Origin of the sequence: Micromonospora sp. NBC_01405 (assembly GCF_045040155.1) — a bacterium.
Lineage (GTDB): Bacteria > Actinomycetota > Actinomycetes > Mycobacteriales > Micromonosporaceae > Micromonospora.
Window position 1 is genome coordinate 654,083 of the sequence record NZ_CP109532.1, and the last position, 17,920, is coordinate 672,002.

13 protein-coding genes are annotated in these 17,920 nt (G+C 76.1%); 8 read left to right on the forward strand and 5 right to left on the reverse strand.

Annotation, left to right across the window (positions count from 1 at the left end):
• Positions 1 to 273: 273 nt before the first annotated feature.
• The 8 genes from OG559_RS02150 to OG559_RS02185 all read left to right on the forward strand — a co-directional run bounded on the left by OG559_RS02150 (position 274) and on the right by OG559_RS02185 (position 10,087).
• Entirely contained in the window at positions 274 to 705 is a 432-nt protein-coding gene (locus tag OG559_RS02150; protein WP_387024624.1) for a type II 3-dehydroquinate dehydratase, read from the forward strand.
• Between the two features lie 100 nt (positions 706 to 805).
• Complete coding sequence (locus tag OG559_RS02155; RefSeq protein WP_350888582.1) at positions 806 to 1,159, forward strand: DoxX family protein; 354 nt, start codon at positions 806 to 808, stop codon at positions 1,157 to 1,159.
• A gap of 6 nt (positions 1,160 to 1,165) precedes the next feature.
• Complete coding sequence (locus OG559_RS02160; RefSeq protein ID WP_405111736.1) at positions 1,166 to 2,143, forward strand: ROK family protein; 978 nt, start codon at positions 1,166 to 1,168, stop codon at positions 2,141 to 2,143.
• 587 nt (positions 2,144 to 2,730) lie between these two features.
• Complete coding sequence (locus OG559_RS02165) at positions 2,731 to 4,983, forward strand: TRAP transporter fused permease subunit (RefSeq protein ID WP_405111738.1); 2,253 nt, start codon at positions 2,731 to 2,733, stop codon at positions 4,981 to 4,983.
• On the forward strand, positions 4,980 to 5,999 hold the full coding sequence (locus OG559_RS02170; protein ID WP_405111741.1) for a TAXI family TRAP transporter solute-binding subunit: 1,020 nt from the start codon (positions 4,980 to 4,982) through the stop codon (positions 5,997 to 5,999). The genes OG559_RS02165 and OG559_RS02170 overlap by 4 nt, the downstream gene beginning before the upstream one ends.
• Positions 6,000 to 6,168: 169 nt before the next feature.
• Positions 6,169 to 8,607 carry a nitrate- and nitrite sensing domain-containing protein gene (locus OG559_RS02175; RefSeq protein ID WP_405111744.1) on the forward strand — a complete coding sequence of 813 codons (2,439 nt, stop codon included), beginning with the start codon at positions 6,169 to 6,171 and terminating at the stop codon, positions 8,605 to 8,607.
• Entirely contained in the window at positions 8,604 to 8,996 is a 393-nt protein-coding gene (locus OG559_RS02180; protein ID WP_396673080.1) for a roadblock/LC7 domain-containing protein, read from the forward strand. Before OG559_RS02175 ends, OG559_RS02180 begins: the two co-directional genes overlap by 4 nt.
• Positions 8,993 to 10,087 (forward strand): TAXI family TRAP transporter solute-binding subunit, encoded by a 1,095-nt coding sequence (locus OG559_RS02185; RefSeq protein WP_405111746.1) that lies wholly within the window; start codon positions 8,993 to 8,995, stop codon positions 10,085 to 10,087. The genes OG559_RS02180 and OG559_RS02185 overlap by 4 nt, the downstream gene beginning before the upstream one ends.
• Positions 10,088 to 10,202: 115 nt before the next feature.
• Here OG559_RS02185 and OG559_RS02190 read toward each other — a convergent pair whose 3' ends face one another.
• The 5 genes from OG559_RS02190 to OG559_RS02210 all read right to left on the reverse strand — a co-directional run bounded on the left by OG559_RS02190 (position 10,203) and on the right by OG559_RS02210 (position 17,910).
• Positions 10,203 to 11,063 (reverse strand): S1 family peptidase, encoded by an 861-nt coding sequence (locus tag OG559_RS02190; protein WP_405111749.1) that lies wholly within the window; start codon positions 11,061 to 11,063, stop codon positions 10,203 to 10,205.
• 188 nt (positions 11,064 to 11,251) lie between these two features.
• Positions 11,252 to 13,057 carry an NACHT domain-containing protein gene (locus OG559_RS02195; RefSeq protein ID WP_405111752.1) on the reverse strand — a complete coding sequence of 602 codons (1,806 nt, stop codon included), beginning with the start codon at positions 13,055 to 13,057 and terminating at the stop codon, positions 11,252 to 11,254.
• The gene (locus OG559_RS02200) at positions 13,054 to 14,526 is read right to left on the reverse strand and encodes a VWA domain-containing protein (RefSeq protein ID WP_405111755.1); all 1,473 of its coding nucleotides are present in this window, start codon (positions 14,524 to 14,526) and stop codon (positions 13,054 to 13,056) included. Before OG559_RS02200 ends, OG559_RS02195 begins: the two co-directional genes overlap by 4 nt.
• A 70-nt stretch (positions 14,527 to 14,596) precedes the next feature.
• Positions 14,597 to 16,834, reverse strand: a complete 2,238-nt coding sequence (locus OG559_RS02205; protein WP_405111757.1) for a tetratricopeptide repeat protein — start codon at positions 16,832 to 16,834, stop codon at positions 14,597 to 14,599.
• Positions 16,831 to 17,910, reverse strand: a complete 1,080-nt coding sequence (locus OG559_RS02210) for a hypothetical protein (RefSeq protein WP_405111760.1) — start codon at positions 17,908 to 17,910, stop codon at positions 16,831 to 16,833. The genes OG559_RS02205 and OG559_RS02210 overlap by 4 nt, the downstream gene beginning before the upstream one ends.
• Positions 17,911 to 17,920: the final 10 nt, after the last annotated feature.

The window sequence follows — 17,920 nt, forward strand, 5'->3', positions numbered from 1 at the left end:
ACCGCGGCGGGCCTGCGCCGGTCGGCCGGTCGAGCGGGGACGCCGCCGTCGGATCGGCCAGCGTCATCGGCTCGCGGTGGACGCTAACCGACCCGGCAGGACGCTCACCTCCCCTAACGGCCCCTACCCACCCCTTAGTTCGACGGCGGGCCGGTGACGGTCGGCGCGGGCGGGGCCGGCGGCGTAGTAAGACTGCGGGGAATCTGTCGCCGGCCCGGCGGGGGCCAGCCACGCGAGGTGGCCGTACCCGGGCTGTTTTCCGCGAGGTGAGCTGTGTCCGACGTGCTGCTGTTGAACGGTCCGAACCTCGGCATCCTCGGCCGACGCGAGCCGGAGATCTACGGCACCGACACCCTCGCCGACATCGAGCGAGCCGTCGGCGAGGAGGTCGCGGCGCGGGGCTGGCGGGTGGTCGCGGTGCAGCACGACTGCGAGGGCGCTCTGGTCCGCACCGTGCAGGAGCACTACGACACGGTGGGCGCGATCGTGAACCCGGGCGCCCTGATGATCGCTGGCTGGAGCCTGCGCGACGCGCTGGCCAACTATCCGCGGCCGTGGATGGAGGTCCACCTGTCCAACGTGTGGGCCCGGGAGAGCTTCCGGCACGACTCGGTGCTCGCCCCGCTGGCCAGCGGGATCATCGTCGGGCTGGGCTCGCTGGGCTACCGGCTGGCCGCCCGCGCGCTGGTCGCCACCGTCGACTGAGGACGTTGCCACCGGCCCGCCGCCGCGCGTACGCGGGCCACCCGGCCGTCCGGCCGATAGGGTCGGCCCGGCTCCGACCCCCTCCGAGAAGGAAGAAAACGTGCAGATTCCCATCATCGTCCTCAGCGTCATCCTGGCCACCGTCTTCGCCGCGCTGGCCTACCCCAAGCTCACCGGCCAGGCCCAGATGCGCGAGCGGATGGCCCACCTCGGCGTCTCCCCCGGGCTCACCAAGGTGATCGGCAACCTGGAGCTGGCCGCGGTCGTCGGCCTGATCTTCGGCCTGTACTGGTCGCCGGCCGGGATCGCGGCGGCGATCGGCCTCACCCTCCAGATGATCGGCGCGGTGATCTTCCACCTCCGCGCCCGGGACCCGATCTCGGTGGCGGCGATGCCGGCCGTGTTCGGGCTGGCGGCAGCCGCGGTCGCGGTGCTGCACGTGCTGCGGGGCTGACCGCCGGTGCCGGAGCGGACCGACACCGCCGTGCTCGGGGTCGACATCGGGGGCACCAAGGTCGCGTTGCGGGCCGAGCGGCGCGCGTCCGCGCCGGGCATCGACCCGGGGCCGTACGAGCAGCTCGGGGCCGCCGCGTCGCGGGCGTACGAGCGGACGCTGACCTGGCCCGCCGGCGGCGACGCCGAGGCGGACATGGCTGCGCTGGCGGGCGCGGTCGACGCGCTGCGCGCGGAGTCCGGTTGGCGGCTGGCGGCCGTCGGGGTGGCGATGCCCGGCACCACCGACCCGACCGGCCGGGTGACGGTCTGGCCGGGCCGGCCGAGCTGGGCCGGGCTGCGGCTCGACAAGGCGCTGCGCCGGCTCTTCCCCGGCAGCCGGACCGCCTGGGCCGACGACGGTGACCTCGCGGCGCTCGCCGAGGCCCGGCACGTCGGCGCGGACGACGTCGTCTACCTCGGGGTGGGGACCGGGGTGGGCGGGGGCGTGGTGCTCGGCGGACGCCCGCTGCCCGGGGCCGGCCGGGGCTCGCCCGAGGTCGGGCACATGGTCGTCGCCGTCGACGGGCCGCGCTGCGACTGCGGCCGGCACGGCTGCCTCCAGGCGATCGCCTCCGGGCCGGCCACGCTGCGCCGGGCCGCCGCCGGGCGGGGGGCCGCGGTGAGCTTCGCCGAGCTGCGCGACGGGCTGGCGCGGGACCGGCCGTGGGCCCACGACGCGGTCCGGCCGAGTGGTACGGCGCTCGCGGCGGCCGTGGTCAGCCTCGGCGAGCTGGTCGACCCGTCGGTGGCGGTGCTGGGCGGCGGGTTCGCCGCCGGGCTGCCGGGCTTCGTCGGGCTGGTCGAGCGGGAGGTGGCCCGGCTGGCCCGGCCCGGCCGCGCGGCACCGGCCGTGCGGGCCGCCGCCCTGGGCGGGCTCTCCTCGCTGCACGGCGCCGTGGCGCTGGCCCGGAACCTGACCGTGCCGCCGCCCGCGCATCCCTGAGCCGGCCCGGTCACGGGCCGCCGGATAATCCGCCGATCATTCATTCACGTCATCTTGGGTCAGCGGACGGGGCTGACGGGCTTACACCGCGTGCGCTACGCTTCGTGCGCTCCGCGCCCGGCCGTCCCGCGAGTGCAGCACCGAATCCGTCACCACCGCTCCACACGCCACGGCTCCACGCACCACCGTTACCGCGCTGCCGGTCCGCGCACCGACGCACCTGCCCGGCCCCGCCCCGCACCCGCGCCGCGCAGACCGACTGCGACCCGAGGCCGAGAGCTCTCGACCGCCGGCCGGGGCCGCCGCACCGCGCCGCCCCCGGGGCCGCGCCGCGATGTCACGCACTCCGAACACCAATTTCCGTACGCATTTCGCGGTCGCGCCTGGTCACCCGTGCAGGAATACTTTCACGTGATTCGACAAGACCCGGTTGATCACACTTACGTAAATACCGACGACAATGTTCCCCTCGATGGACATAAGGCGTATCGTCCCGCTTCGTGTCATCGCCTGACCGATCATCCAAAGGGCCCTTGCCAGCCGATCCGGCACCGCCGGGCCGGCCGGACCGCCACGCCGTCGCCACGGTGGCGGCACCGGAAGCCGCCCCGCCACTGGACGGCACACCGCCCCCCGACGGGGCTGCGCCCCACCGGATCAGCGGCGACGGGGTCGCCCGAGCCGCCCGGGAGGCCCAGGATCTGGCCGCCCAGTTCGAGGAGGAAAAGCCTGGCCGGCAGCTCACCGGTGCGGTCGCGGTGCTGCTCGGCACGGCCGCGCTCGCCGTCGCGCTGCTCAGCCTCTGGCAGGTCTTCCGGCCCCTGCCGCAGGGCAGCAAGTTCTACCTGATCGTCTTCCTCGCCGGGGTGCTGCCGCTGGTCTTCCTGGCGTACCCCGCCGGGTTGCGGCTGCCACGGGTGCTGCGCCGCGCGTCGGCCCGCCGCGTCGGGCACCCCGACGGCCCTGCCCCGGACGACCCGACGCATGCTCCCGCCGATCCCGGCAGCCCGGCGACTCAGGGCTCCGGCGTGCCCCGGGTGCCGACGGCCGGGCGACCCAGCGGGCTGGACTGGGTCCTCGCGGCGCTCGCCCTGGGGGTCTGCCTCTACCCGGTGCTGCCGCCGACCGTGGCCGGCGGGGGCGGCGGGTACGACGCGTTCCTCGACCGGCAGGGCCTGCTCGCGCCGCTGGACGTGGTGCTGGGCGCGGTGCTGCTGGTGCTGCTGCTGGAGGCGTGCCGGCGGGCGACCGGCTGGGTGCTGCCCGCGGTCTGCCTGGTCTTCCTCGGCTACGGCTACTACGGCGGCCTGCTCCCCCAGTCCTGGCCGGTGGCCCACGCCGGGCTGGACTTCGATCAGCTCGTGGACGCGTTCTACAACTCCGACAGCGGCTTCTACGGCACCCCGCTGGACGTCGCCGCCTCGTACATCGTGCTGTTCACCATCTACGGCGCGGTGCTGGACATCTCCGGCGCGGGCCGGTTCTTCGTCGAACTGTCCGCCGCCGCGTTCCGCCGTTCCCGCACCGCCGCCGGGCGCACCGCCGTCGCCTCCGGATTCCTGCTCGGGACCGTCTCCGGCTCGGGCGCGGCCACCACGGTCAGCATCGGCGCGGTGACCTGGCCGATCCTGCGCCGCGCCGGGTACCCGGCCGAGCGGGCCGGCGGGATGCTCGCCGCGGCGGGCGTCGGCGCGATCCTCTCCCCGCCGACGCTCGGGGCCGCCGCATTCATCATCGCCGAGTACCTGGGTGTGTCGTACCTGCGGGTGCTGGCCTGGGCCACCATCCCGACGGTTCTGTACTACCTGGGCATCCTGCTCTCCGTCGAGATCGACGCCCGGCGGTTCGGCGCCCGGCCGGTCACCATCGAGGTCACCTCGCCGTGGCGGCTACTGGCCCGGTCCGGGTACCACTTCGCCTCGCTGTTCGTCATCGTCGGCTGCCTGGCGGTGGGGCTCTCGGCCACCCGCGCCGTGGTCTACGCGACCCTGCTCGCGGCGGCGCTGTCCTTCCTGGACCGCGCGCACCGGCTCACCCCGGCCCGGCTGGTCGCCGCCCTGGTGGCCGGGGTGCGCGGCGTGCTCGCGGTGGCCGCGGTCTGCGCGGCGGCCGGCATCATCACCGCCACCACCACCAAGACCGGCCTCGGGCCGCAGGCCGCCGCGCTGCTGGTCGGCGGCGCGAAGGCGGTCAGCACCGACCCGACCGTGGTCATCCTGCTCACCGCCGTCCTCGCCGCGGTCGCGCTGACCCTGCTCGGCCTGGCCGTCCCGGTCACCGCCTCGTTCGTCATCGGCTGGGTGATCATCGGGCCGGCGCTGCTCGACCTCGGGGTGGCCTCGCCCGCCGCCGCGATGTTCGTCTTCTACTTCGCCGTGCTGTCGGAGGTGTCGCCGCCGACCGCGCTCGCCGCGGTCGCCGCCGCCGCGGTCACCGGTGGCCGGCTGGTCCCCACCATGTGGCAGACCCTGCGGTACGCGCTGCCGGCGTACCTGGCGCCGATCGCGTTCGTGGTCACCCCGAACGGGCTCGGGCTGCTCGGCACCGGCGGCCCGGGGCGCATCGCCTTCGCCACCGCCGCGTCCGCGCTCGGCGTCGCGGTCCTCGCCGTCGCCGCCGGCGGCTGGCTGCCAGGGGTCGGCCCAGCCGGGCCACCGGAGCGCGTCCTCGGCGCGATGGCCGGGCTGACGCTGCTCTGGCTCGAACCTGTCCCCGTCGCGATCGGCGTCGCGCTCGCCGCGGCCAGCGTGACGGGCTGTCTGATCCGACGCGGACTCACCGCCAAAGCCGGCGGGCCGCGGGCCGGGAGACCGGCTGAACTGAGGGAGGAACCCACGTGAGGCGCACCAGCGCACGACTCGCGGCCGTCGCGAGCACGCTCGCACTCGTCACGGCCGGCACCGTCGGCTGTGGCGGCAAGCAGGACGGCGCGGCCAAGGACGACGCGGCCAGCGAGATAACCTGCACAGTCGACAAGGACACCCGGATCGGCATAGCCACCGGCAACGCCACCGGCGTGTACTACGTGGTCGGCAACGCCCTGGCCAACCAGCTCCCCGGGGGCACCGGGGGCAAGCTGAGCGGCACCGCCGCCGAGACCGGCGCTTCGGTGCAGAACGTCGAGCAGCTCGTCGCCGGCAAGTACGACGTGGCGTTCTCGTTGTTCGACACCGCCGTCGACGCGGCGCAGGGCAAGGGCAGCTTCACCGCCCCGCAGCCGGTCGAGGCACTGGCCCGGATCTACGACAACTACACGCAGGTCGTGGTGCGGGCCGACTCGGGGATCAAGTCGGTCGCCGACATGAAGGGCAAGCGGATCTCCACCGGCTCCCCCAAGTCCGGCACCGAGGTCATCGCCAACCGGCTGCTCACCGCCGCCGGCCTCGACCCGGCCAAGGACGTCCAGGCGCAGCGGCTGGACCTGACCAAGACTGTGGACGGGATCAAGGACGGCAGCATCGACGGGCTGTTCTGGTCCGGTGGCCTGCCCACGGGCGGGCTAACCGACCTGTTCACGACCTCGGGAGACAAGGTACGGTTCATCGACATCAGCCCGCTGTTGCCGCAGCTGGCGGGGCTGAATCCGGCATACCAGGCGGGGGCGATCGGCAAGGACACCTATCGGACGGCGACCGACACCCCGACCATCGTGGTGCCGAACGTGCTGCTGGTCCGCAAGGACCTCGACGCGAACGTCGCCTGCGCAGTGACGAAGGTGCTGTTCGAGAAGAAGGACGCCCTCGCCCAGGCCAGCCCCGCCGCCGCCGGGATCAGCCTGGACACCGCCCGCCGCACCGACCCGGTGCCACTGCACCGGGGCGCTGCCAGCGCGCTGACCACCCTCGGCGCTAGCTGACCCCCGCAGCCGGGCCCGGCCACCACGCCGGGCCCGGCGCGGTCACACCCACCACCCACGACTACCACCGCTGCCCCATCACCGCCCGGAGGCCCGCGTGCCCCAGCCCGGCACAGCTGACGTACGCCGGCACAACCGCTCCACGGACCGGACCAGTCGGTTGTGGTCGGTGCGGACCCAACTGGTCGCGCCGATCCTGATCGCCACGGTCGGCCTGCTCGTGCTCGGCACCCTGCAGACCCGTACGGCACTGGCCGCCACGGCCGACGCCGAGCGCGCCCGGGTGCTCGCCGGCACCGCCACCGCGACCGTGCGGCTGGTGCACGAGCTGGAACGGGAGCTGGCCGAGACGGTCGCGTTGCGTCAGCGCGGCGGCGCCTCCGGTCGGCAGCTCGTCAACGCCCAGCGCCAGCGCGTCGACTCGGCGGCCGGGCGGTACCGGACGGCCCGGGACGACGCCCGACGGGCCGCCCCGGCGCTCGCCGGCGCGCTGGACGGCGCGGACGGCCAGCTCGCCCAGCTCGACGACGCCCGGACACTCGCGCTGGGGGTCCGCCCCGCCGACCAGCTCTACGTGAGCCTGGTCGACACGCTGCTCGGGGTCGCCGACGCGCTCCCCGCCCAGCTACGTGACACGGACCTGGCGAATTCGGCCCGCGAGGTGGCCGCCGTCGCCGCCCAGGAACACTTCGCCGCGCTGGAGCGGGACCTGCTGCGGGCGATCTTCTCCCGGGGCGCGCTGAAGCCGGGCGAGCTGGCCCGGGTGGCCCAGTTGCGCGGGGCACAGGAGCAGCGGCAGGCCGAGTTCTCCCGGATCGCCAGCCCCGCCTCGTCGGCGACGTACAACCGGCTGTTGGACGGCCAGGACGTGGCGACCGCCCGCCGGATGCGCGACGGCGCGCTGGGCGCGGACGCGGTGCCGGAGGCACTGAGGACCGACGGCGACGCCTGGTACGTGGCGCAGAGCGGGGTGATCCGCCGGTACAACCTGATCAGCCGGGACCTGTCCGAGCAGCTCGACCGGCAGGCGGCCGGGCTGGCCGCCGCGGCCCGGCGGGACGCCCTGGTCAGCGCCGGGATCACCCTGAGCGTGGCGGTGCTCTCCTTCGTCGCTGCCGGGCTGCTCGCGATGCACACCAGCCGCCGGCTGCGCCGGCTGCGGGTGGCCGCGCTGACCATGGCCCACCGGGAGCTGCCCGACCGGATCACCGCCATCGCGGCGGGCGGCCCGGCGGACGGGTGCCCCGGCGGGCCGGCCGACGGGGCGGATTCCGCGCTGGACCGGACCGCCGGCATCGCCCGGGGGCGCGACGAGATCGCCCAGGTGGCGGACGCGTTCGACACGGTGAACCGGTCGGCGTTGCGGCTGGCCGGGCAGCAGGCGGAGCTACGGGTCGACGTGACCCGGATGGCGGAGGCGCTGGCCCGGCGGATCCGGACCCTGATCACCCGGCAGTTGCGCCTGCTCGACGAGTTCGAGCGGGAGGAGACCGACCCTGACGCGCTGGCCCGGCTCTTCGCCCTCGACCACCTGGCGGCCCGGATGCGCCGCAACGGCGAGAACCTGCTGGTGCTGGCCGGCGGCGAGCCGGGGCGCGGCCAGCACGGCGCGCACCTGATCGCCGACGTGGTGACGGCCGCCGCCGCCGAGATCGAGGAGTACACCCGGGTCGAGGCGGACCTGCCGCCCGTGGCCATCGACGCCTCGGTGGTCGGCAACCTGGTGCACCTGCTGGCCGAACTGCTGGAGAACGCGACGGCCTACTCCCCGCCGCACGCGATGGTGGGGGTCGACGGGCGGCGCACCATCGACGGGCTGGTCCTGCGGGTCCACGACCGGGGGATCGGGATCAGCGACAGCCGGCTCGCCGAGATCAACGAACGGCTCGACAGGCCGGGCAGCCTGTCCAGCGCCGCGGCGGGCAGCATGGGGCTGCACGTGGTCGCCCACCTGGCCGCCCGGCACCACATCCGGGTGTCGCTGCGCAGCGCCGGCGCGGGCACCACGGCCACCGTCGAGATCCCGGAGAGCGCCCTCACCCTGGTGGAGAAGGTGGTGGCCCGGTCGGGTCCGGCGCCGGCCGCCCGGCCGTCGGGGACGCCGTCCTCGCCGGCCACCTGGTTCTCCACCGGCCGTGCCCCCGCCGTGCCGCCTGCCTGGTCACCCGCCCCGGTCGCCGCCGCGCGACTCACGGCGGTCTCGCCGCCGGTGCGCTCCCAGCAGGCCCCGGCCGCCACGCTGCCGGGGTCCGGGACGCAGCGCCAGCCCGGACCGGCGGCACCGGCCTGGCCCGCGGTCGCCGGCACCGGGTCGACCTGGGGCGGGACGGCGGACCACGGCGACACAGCAGGCCACGGCGACACAGCGGGCCGCAACGGGACGACGGGCCACGGCGGGACGGTCACGCCCGGCGGCGGGGCGCTGCCCCGACGCGCCCGCGGCGGCCAACTCGCGCCCCCGCTGCCCAACCCACAGTCCGCCCGGCGCCAGCCGGACGACCTGCTGGACCCGGAACTGGTCCGGGCCCGGCTCTCCGCGCTGGCCGAGGGCGTCGCGACCGCGATGCGCCACAGCCAACAGAACGACGCCACCAGGAGAACCACATGACACCGCAGCCGAGCACAGGCCTCGACTGGCTGTTGGCCAGCTTCGCCACCCAGGTGCCGGACGTCGCCCACGCCCTCGCGGTCTCCGGCGACGGCCTCAAGCTGGCCGCCTCCCCCGGCCTCTCCACCGACCAGGTCGACCACCTGGCCGCCGTGATCAGCGGCCTGGCGAGCCTCACCGTGGGCGCCGCCCGGTTCATGAACGCCGGCCGGGTACGCCAGCAGATCGTCGACATGGACGGCGGGGTGCTGCTGGTGATGGCGGTCGGCGACCGGGCACTGATCGGCGTGCTGGCCGCCCCCGGCTGCGACCTGGGCCAGATCGGCTACGAGACGGCCATGCTGGTGCAGCGGGTGGCCGAGGCCCTCGAGCCGGCGGCCCGGTCGTGACCGCTCGCCCGACCCCGCCGAGTCGCGGGCGGGCGGCGACGGCACCGGCCGGACGTGCCGCGACCATCGCGACCGCACCGCCCGGCCCCGCCCCGGCGGTGCCGGCACGCCGCCCCGGCGGACCCGGCCGGGTGGCCGCCGCCCTGGTCGCGCTGCTGTCCGTCCTGCTGGCGGCCGGCTGCGGTAACGACGCGGCGCCGCAGCCGGCACCCTGGCACGGCGGGCGGATCTTCCTCGCCACCGGCAACACCACCGGCGTCTACTACCAGCTCGGCGGCGGGTACGCCGATCTGATCAGCCGGTACCTGCCCGGCTACGAGGCGCGCGCCGAGCCGACCGGCGCCTCGGGCGAGAACATCACCCGGGTCACCGGCGGCGACATGGAGATCGCGTTCAGCCTGGCGGACACCGCGGCCGACGCGAACGCCGGGCGGGGCGCGTTCCAGGGCCGGCCGCAGCAGGTGCGCGCGCTGGCCCGGGTCTACCGCAACTACACCCACGTGCTGGTACGCGCCGACGCGAAGATCACCACCCTGTCCGACCTGCGGGGCGGGCGGGTCTCCACGGGCTCCCCCCGGTCGGGCACCGACGTCATCGCCGGCCGGCTGCTCACCGCGGCCGGAATCGACCCGGAGCGGGGCGTCCGCCGGGCCCGGCTCTCCCTGCCGGACACCGCCGCCCGGATGCGGGCCGGCACCCTCGACGCGATGTTCTTCTCCGGCGGGCTGCCCACGCCCGGCATCACCGACCTGCTCGCCGCCGCGCCCGGCAAGTTCCGGTTCCTGCCGATCGCCGACCTGATCGAGCCGCTGACCGCCGCGTACGGGCCGGTCTACGCCGCCGCCGACCTGCCGAAGGAGGCGTACGGGACGCCGACGGCGGTGCCGACGGTGACCGTGGCGAACATGATCCTGGTGAGCGCCGACATGCCGGACAAGCTGGCGTACGACCTGACCGCGCTGCTCTTCGCGCACCAGACCGAGCTGGGGACGGTGCATCCGGAGGGGCGCAACTTCGACCGGAGCAGCGCGGCCGACACCGACCCCGTCCCGCTGCACCCCGGGGCGTCCCGGTTCTACCAGAACGGTTGACCGGGGGCCGGGACCGGGACGGCCCGTCGGTGGGCACAGGCCGAACGGCACGGGGCCGGGCGGCTGACCGCGGGAAGCCCGCACTTCTCCGCAGGTGACCGCCCGGCCCGCCGGCTCAGGGGATCGTCACCCCGTACGCGGCCAGGATCTCGTTGATCGGCTGGTAGTAGGTGGTGCCGCCGCTGGTGCAGTTGCCGCTGCCGCCCGAGAGGACGCCGAGGATCCGGCCGGTGGCGGCGACGTAGAGCGGGCCGCCGCTGTCGCCGGGCTCGGCGCAGATGTTGGTGCGGATCAGCCCGGAGACCGAACCCTCGGCGTAGTTGACCGTGGCGTTGAGGGCGGTGATCGTGCCGCACCGCACGCCGGTGGTGGAGCCGCTGCGGCAGACGGCCATGCCGACGACCGGCGTGGCGGTGCCGGTGATGGTCACCGTCCCGGGGTACGTGTAGACGGCGCTCGGGTGCGGAACCGTCGACGAGGTGTAACGGACGATCCCGTAGTCGTTGCCGGGGAAGCTGCTGCCGGTGCGGGAGCCGAGGACCGTCGTGGTGGCGCTGTTGGCGTACCAGGTGGTGGCGATCGACGTGCAGTGGCCGGCGGTGACGAAGTAGTAGGTGCTGCCGCTGCGGACGTTGGCGCCCAGCGAGCAGCGGCCCCCGCCTCCGGCGTAGATGGCCTGCCCGCCGGCGATCAGGGTGCTGAGCCGGCCGGGTTCCCGGCGGACCACGGCGTCGGTGCCGGCCAGCCGGGTGCGCAGCGCGGCCAGTTGGCTCTCGCTCACCGTGTCGTCCACGGCGACGGTGGTCCGGCCGGTGGCCGGGTCCACGGCCCACGCGGTGCCGGCCGGAGCGGTGGCGGCCATGGCGATCGACGCGGCGGCGACCGGCGCGGCGGCTGGAGCGGCGGCCCGGGCGACCGCCGGTGGTGCGGCCAGGGGGACGACGAGCAGGAGTGCGAGCAGGGGGAAGCGACGCATTCGAGCCTCCATACATCGGCAACAATGGATTCCCTACAGCATCCGCGCCCCGCCCGCCCGGTTCAATACGCCGAGCCGAGTCGATACGCCGAGGCCCCCCACCCACCCCCACCCGCCCACCCGCCGGGCGGGAACCCCGGGATGGTGCTCTTTCGGGGAAAGAGTGGTGTCCCGTCGCGCGATAGCCACTAATTCCCGGAATCAGCGCGGGCGGCGCCGGCCGGCTGCTGACGTCGCCGGGTGGCGAAGAAGAGCGCGGCGGCCCGCCGGACGACGGTGGGTCGGCGCGGGTCGACGGCGACCTCGCGGAGCAGGTCCCGGTTCACCGTGGCGGCGGTCAGCGTGGTGAGCAGCGCGAAGCACTCCTGCCGCACGTCGCGCACCGGCAGCGGGTCGACGCCGTCGACCGCCGGGCCCGGGCGGGGCGACCAGTGGGTCAGCAGCGCCGCCAGCACGTCCGAGCGGACCGCCGGGCCTGCGGCGCCGCCCGCGGCCAGGTAGTGCCCGGCGGCGACCGCCCCGGCCGGGTCCCGCGCCACGTCCTGGAGGAACCCCGGCGCGACCGTGGCCCGACTCATCGCCCACAACCCGACGCCCCGCTGGGGGGTGCTGGTCATCGCCGTGATCCAGCGCTGCGCGCTCCAGTCCCGGGCGAGCGGGCCCGCCGCCAGGTGCTCGACCAGGCCGGGCCAGGTCGCGGCCAGCGTGCCGGAAGCCGGGGCCGGCCCGCCCGCCGCACCAGACCGGGCGGCGGGCACGCGGCCGGCCCCGGCGTCGGAGAACAGGCCGGTGGCGAGCAGGACCTGCCGCACGTGTCGATCCCAGTCCGGCAGCACCCGGTCCGGTTGGTACGGCGCCTGCCCCGCCGACCAGTCGACCACCGCCGCGACCGGGTCGACGCCGGTCACCGTGGCAGCCGCCGCAACCTCGACCAGTTCGGTGTGGCGCTCGGTCAGCCAGTCGGCGACCGGCCCGCCCCGCACCGCCCGGCGCAGCGTGTCGCACGTCGTGTCGAAGCTGGCCCGCCCGCCGCCGAGCAGGGCGCCGACGAACCGGTCCAGCAGCACCGCCGGGTCGGCCACCGGGTCCGGGCCCGCCAGCCCGGCCTGCCAGACCGCGGCGGCGATGGTGGCGGTGAGGGGGTTGCGCAGCGCGGGGCGGGCCCGCTGGTGATCGACCCAGCTCAGGAAGCGCCGCGCGGCCACCGCGCTCGGGAACCAGCGGTGCGCGAACCGCCCGACGTCCGGGTCGGTGAACGGCGTCAGGTGGTACGCGGCGTACCCGGGGCCCAGAACCGCCAGCTCGTTCTCCGCGAGCTGACGGGTCGTCACCAGGACCCGCCACGGCCCGGCCGGGGGCGCGGGGGCGCGGGCCAGCGCGGCGAGGCGGTTGAGCACCTCCGCCCGGTCGTCCGGGTCCGCCACCGCGTCGACCCCGTCGACGCAGACCAGCCACGCCCGGTCCGGCGCGGGCTCCCGCGCGAAGTCCAGGCCGGGCACCATGTCGCGGTACGCCTCGGCGAGCGCGGCGGGCAGCGGTTGGTGCACCAGCGCGGTCGCCGGCAGGCCCACCACCACCGGCCCGGGAGGGGTCCGGCGCAACCGGCCCCGCCCGGCGAGCCACCACCGCGCCGAGCTTGCGCACGCCTGCCGGACCAGCGCCGACTTCCCACTGCCCGGCTCGCCGATCAGCAGCACGTGCCCGGAGCCGGTGAGCAGCGACTCGGCGGCGACGGGGCCGACGGCGGGGTCGAGCCGGGAGACGACCCGGCGGGCGACGTACACCTCCGACAGGGGGCGGACGTACCCTCCGGCGATCCGGTGCGGGTGGACGATCGCCTCCTCCGACTGGGCCCTCCACAGCGGGCTCAGGGCGGCCCACCAGCCGCGCCCGCGCCGGCCGCGCAGGTGGCGGCGGACCGCCAGGATCGCGGCGGCCAGCGCCAGCAGCCCGCTGACCACACTGGCCACCTTGTCGAAGTAGTCCCAGGTCACGCGCCCACCCGGGCCGGCCCGCCCGGCGAGTCGTGGTGGGCGCCGCACCCGCCGCAGTACGGGCGGGTGTGCAGTTCGTTGCAGTGCTCCCACGGCGGCACCCGCTGCTCGGGGGCCGGATGCGGCGGCGGGTCCGACCGCCCCGGGCCGCCCCCCGGCTCGCCGGACACCCAGGAGGACGTCTGCGGCGCGACCGCCGCGGAGTACTGCCAGCGCCGCAGGTCGACGTGGGGCTTGAGGCGTACGTCGCCGGCGGCGGCGTCCCGCACGTCCACGATCCGGTCGAGCTGCCGCAGCTTGTCGTCGTGGCCGCCGGCGTGGGCGAGGGCCACGGCCTGCCCGAGGTGGTGCTCCGCGTCGGTGAGCCGGCCGACGCCGGCCGCCGCCAGCGCCAGCCCCACCTGTTCGGCGTACCCCTGCTGGTGGGTGTAGTGGGCGATGGTCTCGTGCACCCGGGAGAACAGCTCGATCTCGTCGGTCCACTCCACGTCCACGGGCACCTCGGCGGTGTCCGGGGCCGCGTCGACCCGTACGCCCAGCCAACCGATCCGCCGCTGCGCCTGCGGGGTCATCGGGTCCACCTCCAGGGCGACGTGGTAGTCGCGCCGGTCGGCCGGGCTCCACGCCCCGATGGGGAAGTCGGTGGTGAGGTCACCGGCGGCCACGCCCCGGCCGGTGAGGTCGACGATGGTCGGGTACACCTGCTTGACGAAGCGGATCCGGGCCAGCGCGCTGGTGCACACCCGCAGCCGGGCGTCGGCGGCCCGGCGGCTCAGCGCGCGGTCCAGCACCGCCGCGAACTCGGCAGCGAGGCCGCCGAGGTCCTCCACCGGCACGACGGGGTTGGCGCCCAGCGCGTCCGCGATGCCGAGCAGCTCCGGGCCGTCCCAGTCGTGCACCCCGTCCGCCGAGCCGATGGCCCGGCAGTCCACGGTGAACCGATCCACGCAGGCGTCCACGGCCGCCCTCAGCTCGGCGGGCCGTTGGGACTCGTTGCGGCCGTCGGTCAGCAGGATGGCGTGCCCGATCGCGTCGGGCCGGGTTCCGAGCAGGTCCCGGGCCAGCAGCAGCCACTTGCCGATGGCGGTGCCGCCGTGCGGCGACGCCCTGCGTACCGCGCGCCGGGCCGCGGCCCGGGTGCCCTCGTCGGCGACCGCGAGCCGCCGCTCGCCGGGGTAGATCATCTCGGCCCCGCTGGTGCCCTCCACCACGGCGAACGCCACCCCGTCGGGCAGCGCGTCGACGGCCGCGAGGGTGGCCGCGCGGGCGGCCCGCATCTTGGCCTGCGGCGCACCCATCGAGCCGGAGCAGTCGAGCAGGATCACCTCGGCGAGCCCGTCGTGTCGCGCGTCGCCACCGGCCGGTCCGGCCCGCACCGCGGCGACGACGTCGACGGTCCCGCCGTCGGTCGGCAGGTACTCGCTGTGGTGGGCGGTCAGGTCGAGCCGCAGCCCGTCCGGTGCCGTCACGCGGGGCTCCTTTCGTCGGGTCCGCCGGCCGGAGGCTGGCCGGCCACCGGCTCGCCACGCCTGCCGGAGATCACCACCAGGTCACCGGCCGGTGCGCGTTGGCGAGGTCCACCAGCGCAATCCGCTCCCGGCGGTCGCCGGTGTGCCCGGCCAGGGACCGGCAGGTGCGTTCGAAGACGCGGCGCAGGGTGTCCGGGTCGAGCCGGTGACCGAACAGTCGCCGGTCGGCGTACCGCCCGTCGGCCAGGTCGCTGCCGAGGGCGATCCGCAGGATGTGCGCCTCGACCAGGTCGCGTTCGGCGAACGGGGGCAGCTTCTCCACGACAGCCGCGGCGTCGAGCGCGGCGTCGAGCCGGTGGCCGTCCTCCGGCGCCTCCAGCAGCATCCGTACCGCGCAGGTCGCCGCCACCGTCGAGGCGCGGGACGACTCCGGCACGGTGAGCAGGACGGCGGCGGCGGCGCGTGGGCCCTCGGTGACGAACAGGCAGCGGGCCAGCCCGAAGGCGGCGGCGACCACACCCTGATCGGTCTCCCACACCCCCCGGTAGTGCGCGGAGGCCGTCGGGTGGTCGCCGGCGACCTCGCAGGCCACCGCGTACGCCAGGCGCGCGGACACCTCGCCGGGCAGCCACCCGTACACCCGTCCGAACCGGTCCCGGGCGGCGGCGCCGTCGGTGTCCACCAGGGCGGCCAGGCCCTGGTGCCACCACAGTGACCAGCCCCGCCGGTCGTCGGGGATGCCGGCGAGCAGCGGCCCCGCCTCGTCCGCCCGGCCGGCGGCGAGGTACGCCCGCACCATCCGGTAGGTGACCTCGGCGGTGTGCTCGGGCGCGGTGCCGAGCAGGGCGATCAGCTCGGCGGGCTCGGCCTGGCCGAGCGAGGCGAGGAAACCGGCCGCCGGGTCGTTGCCGTCGACCAGCGGCATCGGCAGGCCGAGCACGATCTCCACCATGTCGAGGGCGTCGACGTCGGCGTGCAGGGCGAACGCGCACGCCGCCGGGCTGAACAGGGTGGACCGGGTGGGGCGGGGGATGCCGTCGGCGGCCGAGCGCACCTGCCGGCGTACCCCCCTTACCTGCTCGCGCATCTCGGCGGCGGAGCCGAACCGCTCCTCGGGTTCGACGGCGGTGGCCCGGGCCAGCAGCCGCGCGAACGGGTCGAGCGTGGCCGGCAGCGGCAACCGCAGCAGGTCCTGCCCCACCGGCAGGGGACGCAGGTCGGTCGCGCTGACCGCCAGGGTCAGCGCGGCGAGGGTACGGCCGACCGTGTAGATGTCGGAGCGGACGCTCGGCCCCGCCGGGCCGAGGCGCTGCACCTCGGGGGCCTCGAAGCCGGCCGTGCCCCAGGGCGGGCTGACGGTGTTGTCGATCCGCCGGGCCGCGCCGAAGTCGACGAGCTTGAGCGGGCCGTCCGGGCCGTACCCGCCGATCAGCATGACGTTCTCGGGCTTCAGGTCGCAGTACAACCAGCCCTGGTCGTGCAGGTACTCGAAGGCGTCGAGGATCTGCACCCCGTACCCCAGCGCCTGCGGCACGTCCACGGCGGACGGGCCGCCGTCCGGGCCGATGGTGCGGCGGGCGTCCTCCAGGGTGCCGCCGTTGACGTACTCCATCACCAGGTACCCGACGTCGGAGTCGGACTCGGGGCGCAGCGCGTGGGTGATGGTCACGATGCGGGGGTGGTTGAGCGCGATCAGCGCCTGCCGTTCCCCGACGAACGCCGCCGCGGCCTCCCGGTCCTCGGGGTTGCGCTGCCCCTTCAGCACCCGCCAACTGCCGTCCATGTCCTCGTCGCGGGCGAGGAACACCCAGCCCACGCCGCCGTGCCCCAGGCAGCCCTCGATCCGGTAGCGGCCGGCCCGCACGTCGCCCATGGCCAGCGGTGGGGTGAACGAGTAGCGGGAGCCGCAGTTGGGGCAGTACCCGCTGACCCGGGGCACCCTGCGCCGGCACGTCGTCTGCGGGCAGTAGCGGGAGTGCTCGGGCACGACGGCCTGGGACAGCACCGCCTCCAGCGGGTCCCGGGCCCGGGCCGGCGGGATGAGCGCCGGGCTCTCCCACGGCCGGACCCGGGGACGCCACGGCTCGCGGGACTGCACCGGGACGGGCCGTGGGACGCGGGACGACGGCCGGACCACCGACGACGGCCGCACCACCGACGACAGCGACGGCGGGGCCACCGACGACGACGGCGGGTCCGCGCCCGGCGGGCCGCCGTCGCACGGGTGGCCCCACAGCCGGCAGAAGCCGTCCTGGTCCACCGTCCCGGGGCAGTTGCGCTCCACGCAGGAGCGGCTCGTCGGCGTCATCGGGTCACCTCGTTCACGGCCTGCTGGTAGGCGCGGACCGCCCGGCTCGCGGCGGTCACGGCGAAGCGATCGGGGCGCAGCCTGTCCCGCGCCTCGCGGTAGCTCTGCTCCAGGTCGGGGTGCTCGGCCCGGCCCTCGTCGGCGGCGCGCTGCCGGTACGCCTCCAGCCGCCCGCCGAGTTCCAGGTGGCAGCGGCCGCGCAGCCGCCGCCGGGCGGTGTCGACCTGGGCGGCGGCCCGGTCGAGGGCGGTCTCCAGCTCGGCGGCGGAGCCGGCCGGGGCGCCGGGCGACGCGGCGCGGGCGAGCAGCCCGTCGACGTCGAGGGCGGCCACCGGGTCGCCGCCGTCACCCAGCCCCTCCCGGGCCGCCTCGGCCGCGAGCTCCCGCAGGCGCTTCACCGACGAGCACAGTCGCCGCTCCCCGGACGTCCGCCGGTCCGGGTCGCCGGGGGCCGGGGCGGGCGCCCGGGGTACGGGGGCAAGGTCGTCCGCGAGGCCGTCCAGCGCGTCGCGCCAGGGGCCGGGACGGGCACAGCCCACCGGGTCCGCCGCGGCCTCCTGCTCCAGCCCGGCGAGCCGGACGGCGGGCGCGTCCGGCGCCGTCGCGCCCCGGTCGGCCGCGCCGGCCCGGTGTCGCGGGTCCGCGACCTCCTTGCGCAGCCGGTCGAGGTCGGCCTCCACGAATCGCACGGCCGCGCGGTACGCGTCGACGAGCCGGCGGATCGTGGCCCGGCGTTCCCGGGCCGCCGCGACGATCTCGTCGAGGGACAACCGCTCGATCCGGGGCGCCTCCCCCGTGGCGGAGGTGAACGTGACCTCGATCGGGTCGGTGAGCAGCCGGGCGAGGCGGTCGTTGCGCCGCACCGCCGGGTCGGGGCCGTCGTCCATCGGGTCGATGGCCAGCGACAGGCAGCCGAGCACGTGCAGCTCGTCCCAGGCCGCGTTCTCCGTCCCGGCGGTGACGCCGGTGAGCGGGGCGCGGAACTCCCCGGTGATCAGCGCCTGCGCCTCCAGCAGCCACTCGGCGGCCAGGCCGTGCGCGGCCCGCACGGCGTCGAGCCGATCGCCGTCCGGCATCACGCCCCGC

Excerpts from the sequence above, each read along its gene's own strand:
- OG559_RS02180 (WP_396673080.1), top strand. The coding sequence starts at position 8,604 with ATGACACCGCAGCCGAGCACAGGCCTCGACTGGCTGTTGGCCAGCTTC.
- OG559_RS02210 (WP_405111760.1), bottom strand. The coding sequence starts at position 17,910 with ATGCCGGACGGCGATCGGCTCGACGCCGTGCGGGCCGCGCACGGCCTG.
- OG559_RS02205 (WP_405111757.1), bottom strand. The coding sequence starts at position 16,834 with ATGACGCCGACGAGCCGCTCCTGCGTGGAGCGCAACTGCCCCGGGACG.
- OG559_RS02190 (WP_405111749.1), bottom strand. The coding sequence starts at position 11,063 with ATGCGTCGCTTCCCCCTGCTCGCACTCCTGCTCGTCGTCCCCCTGGCC.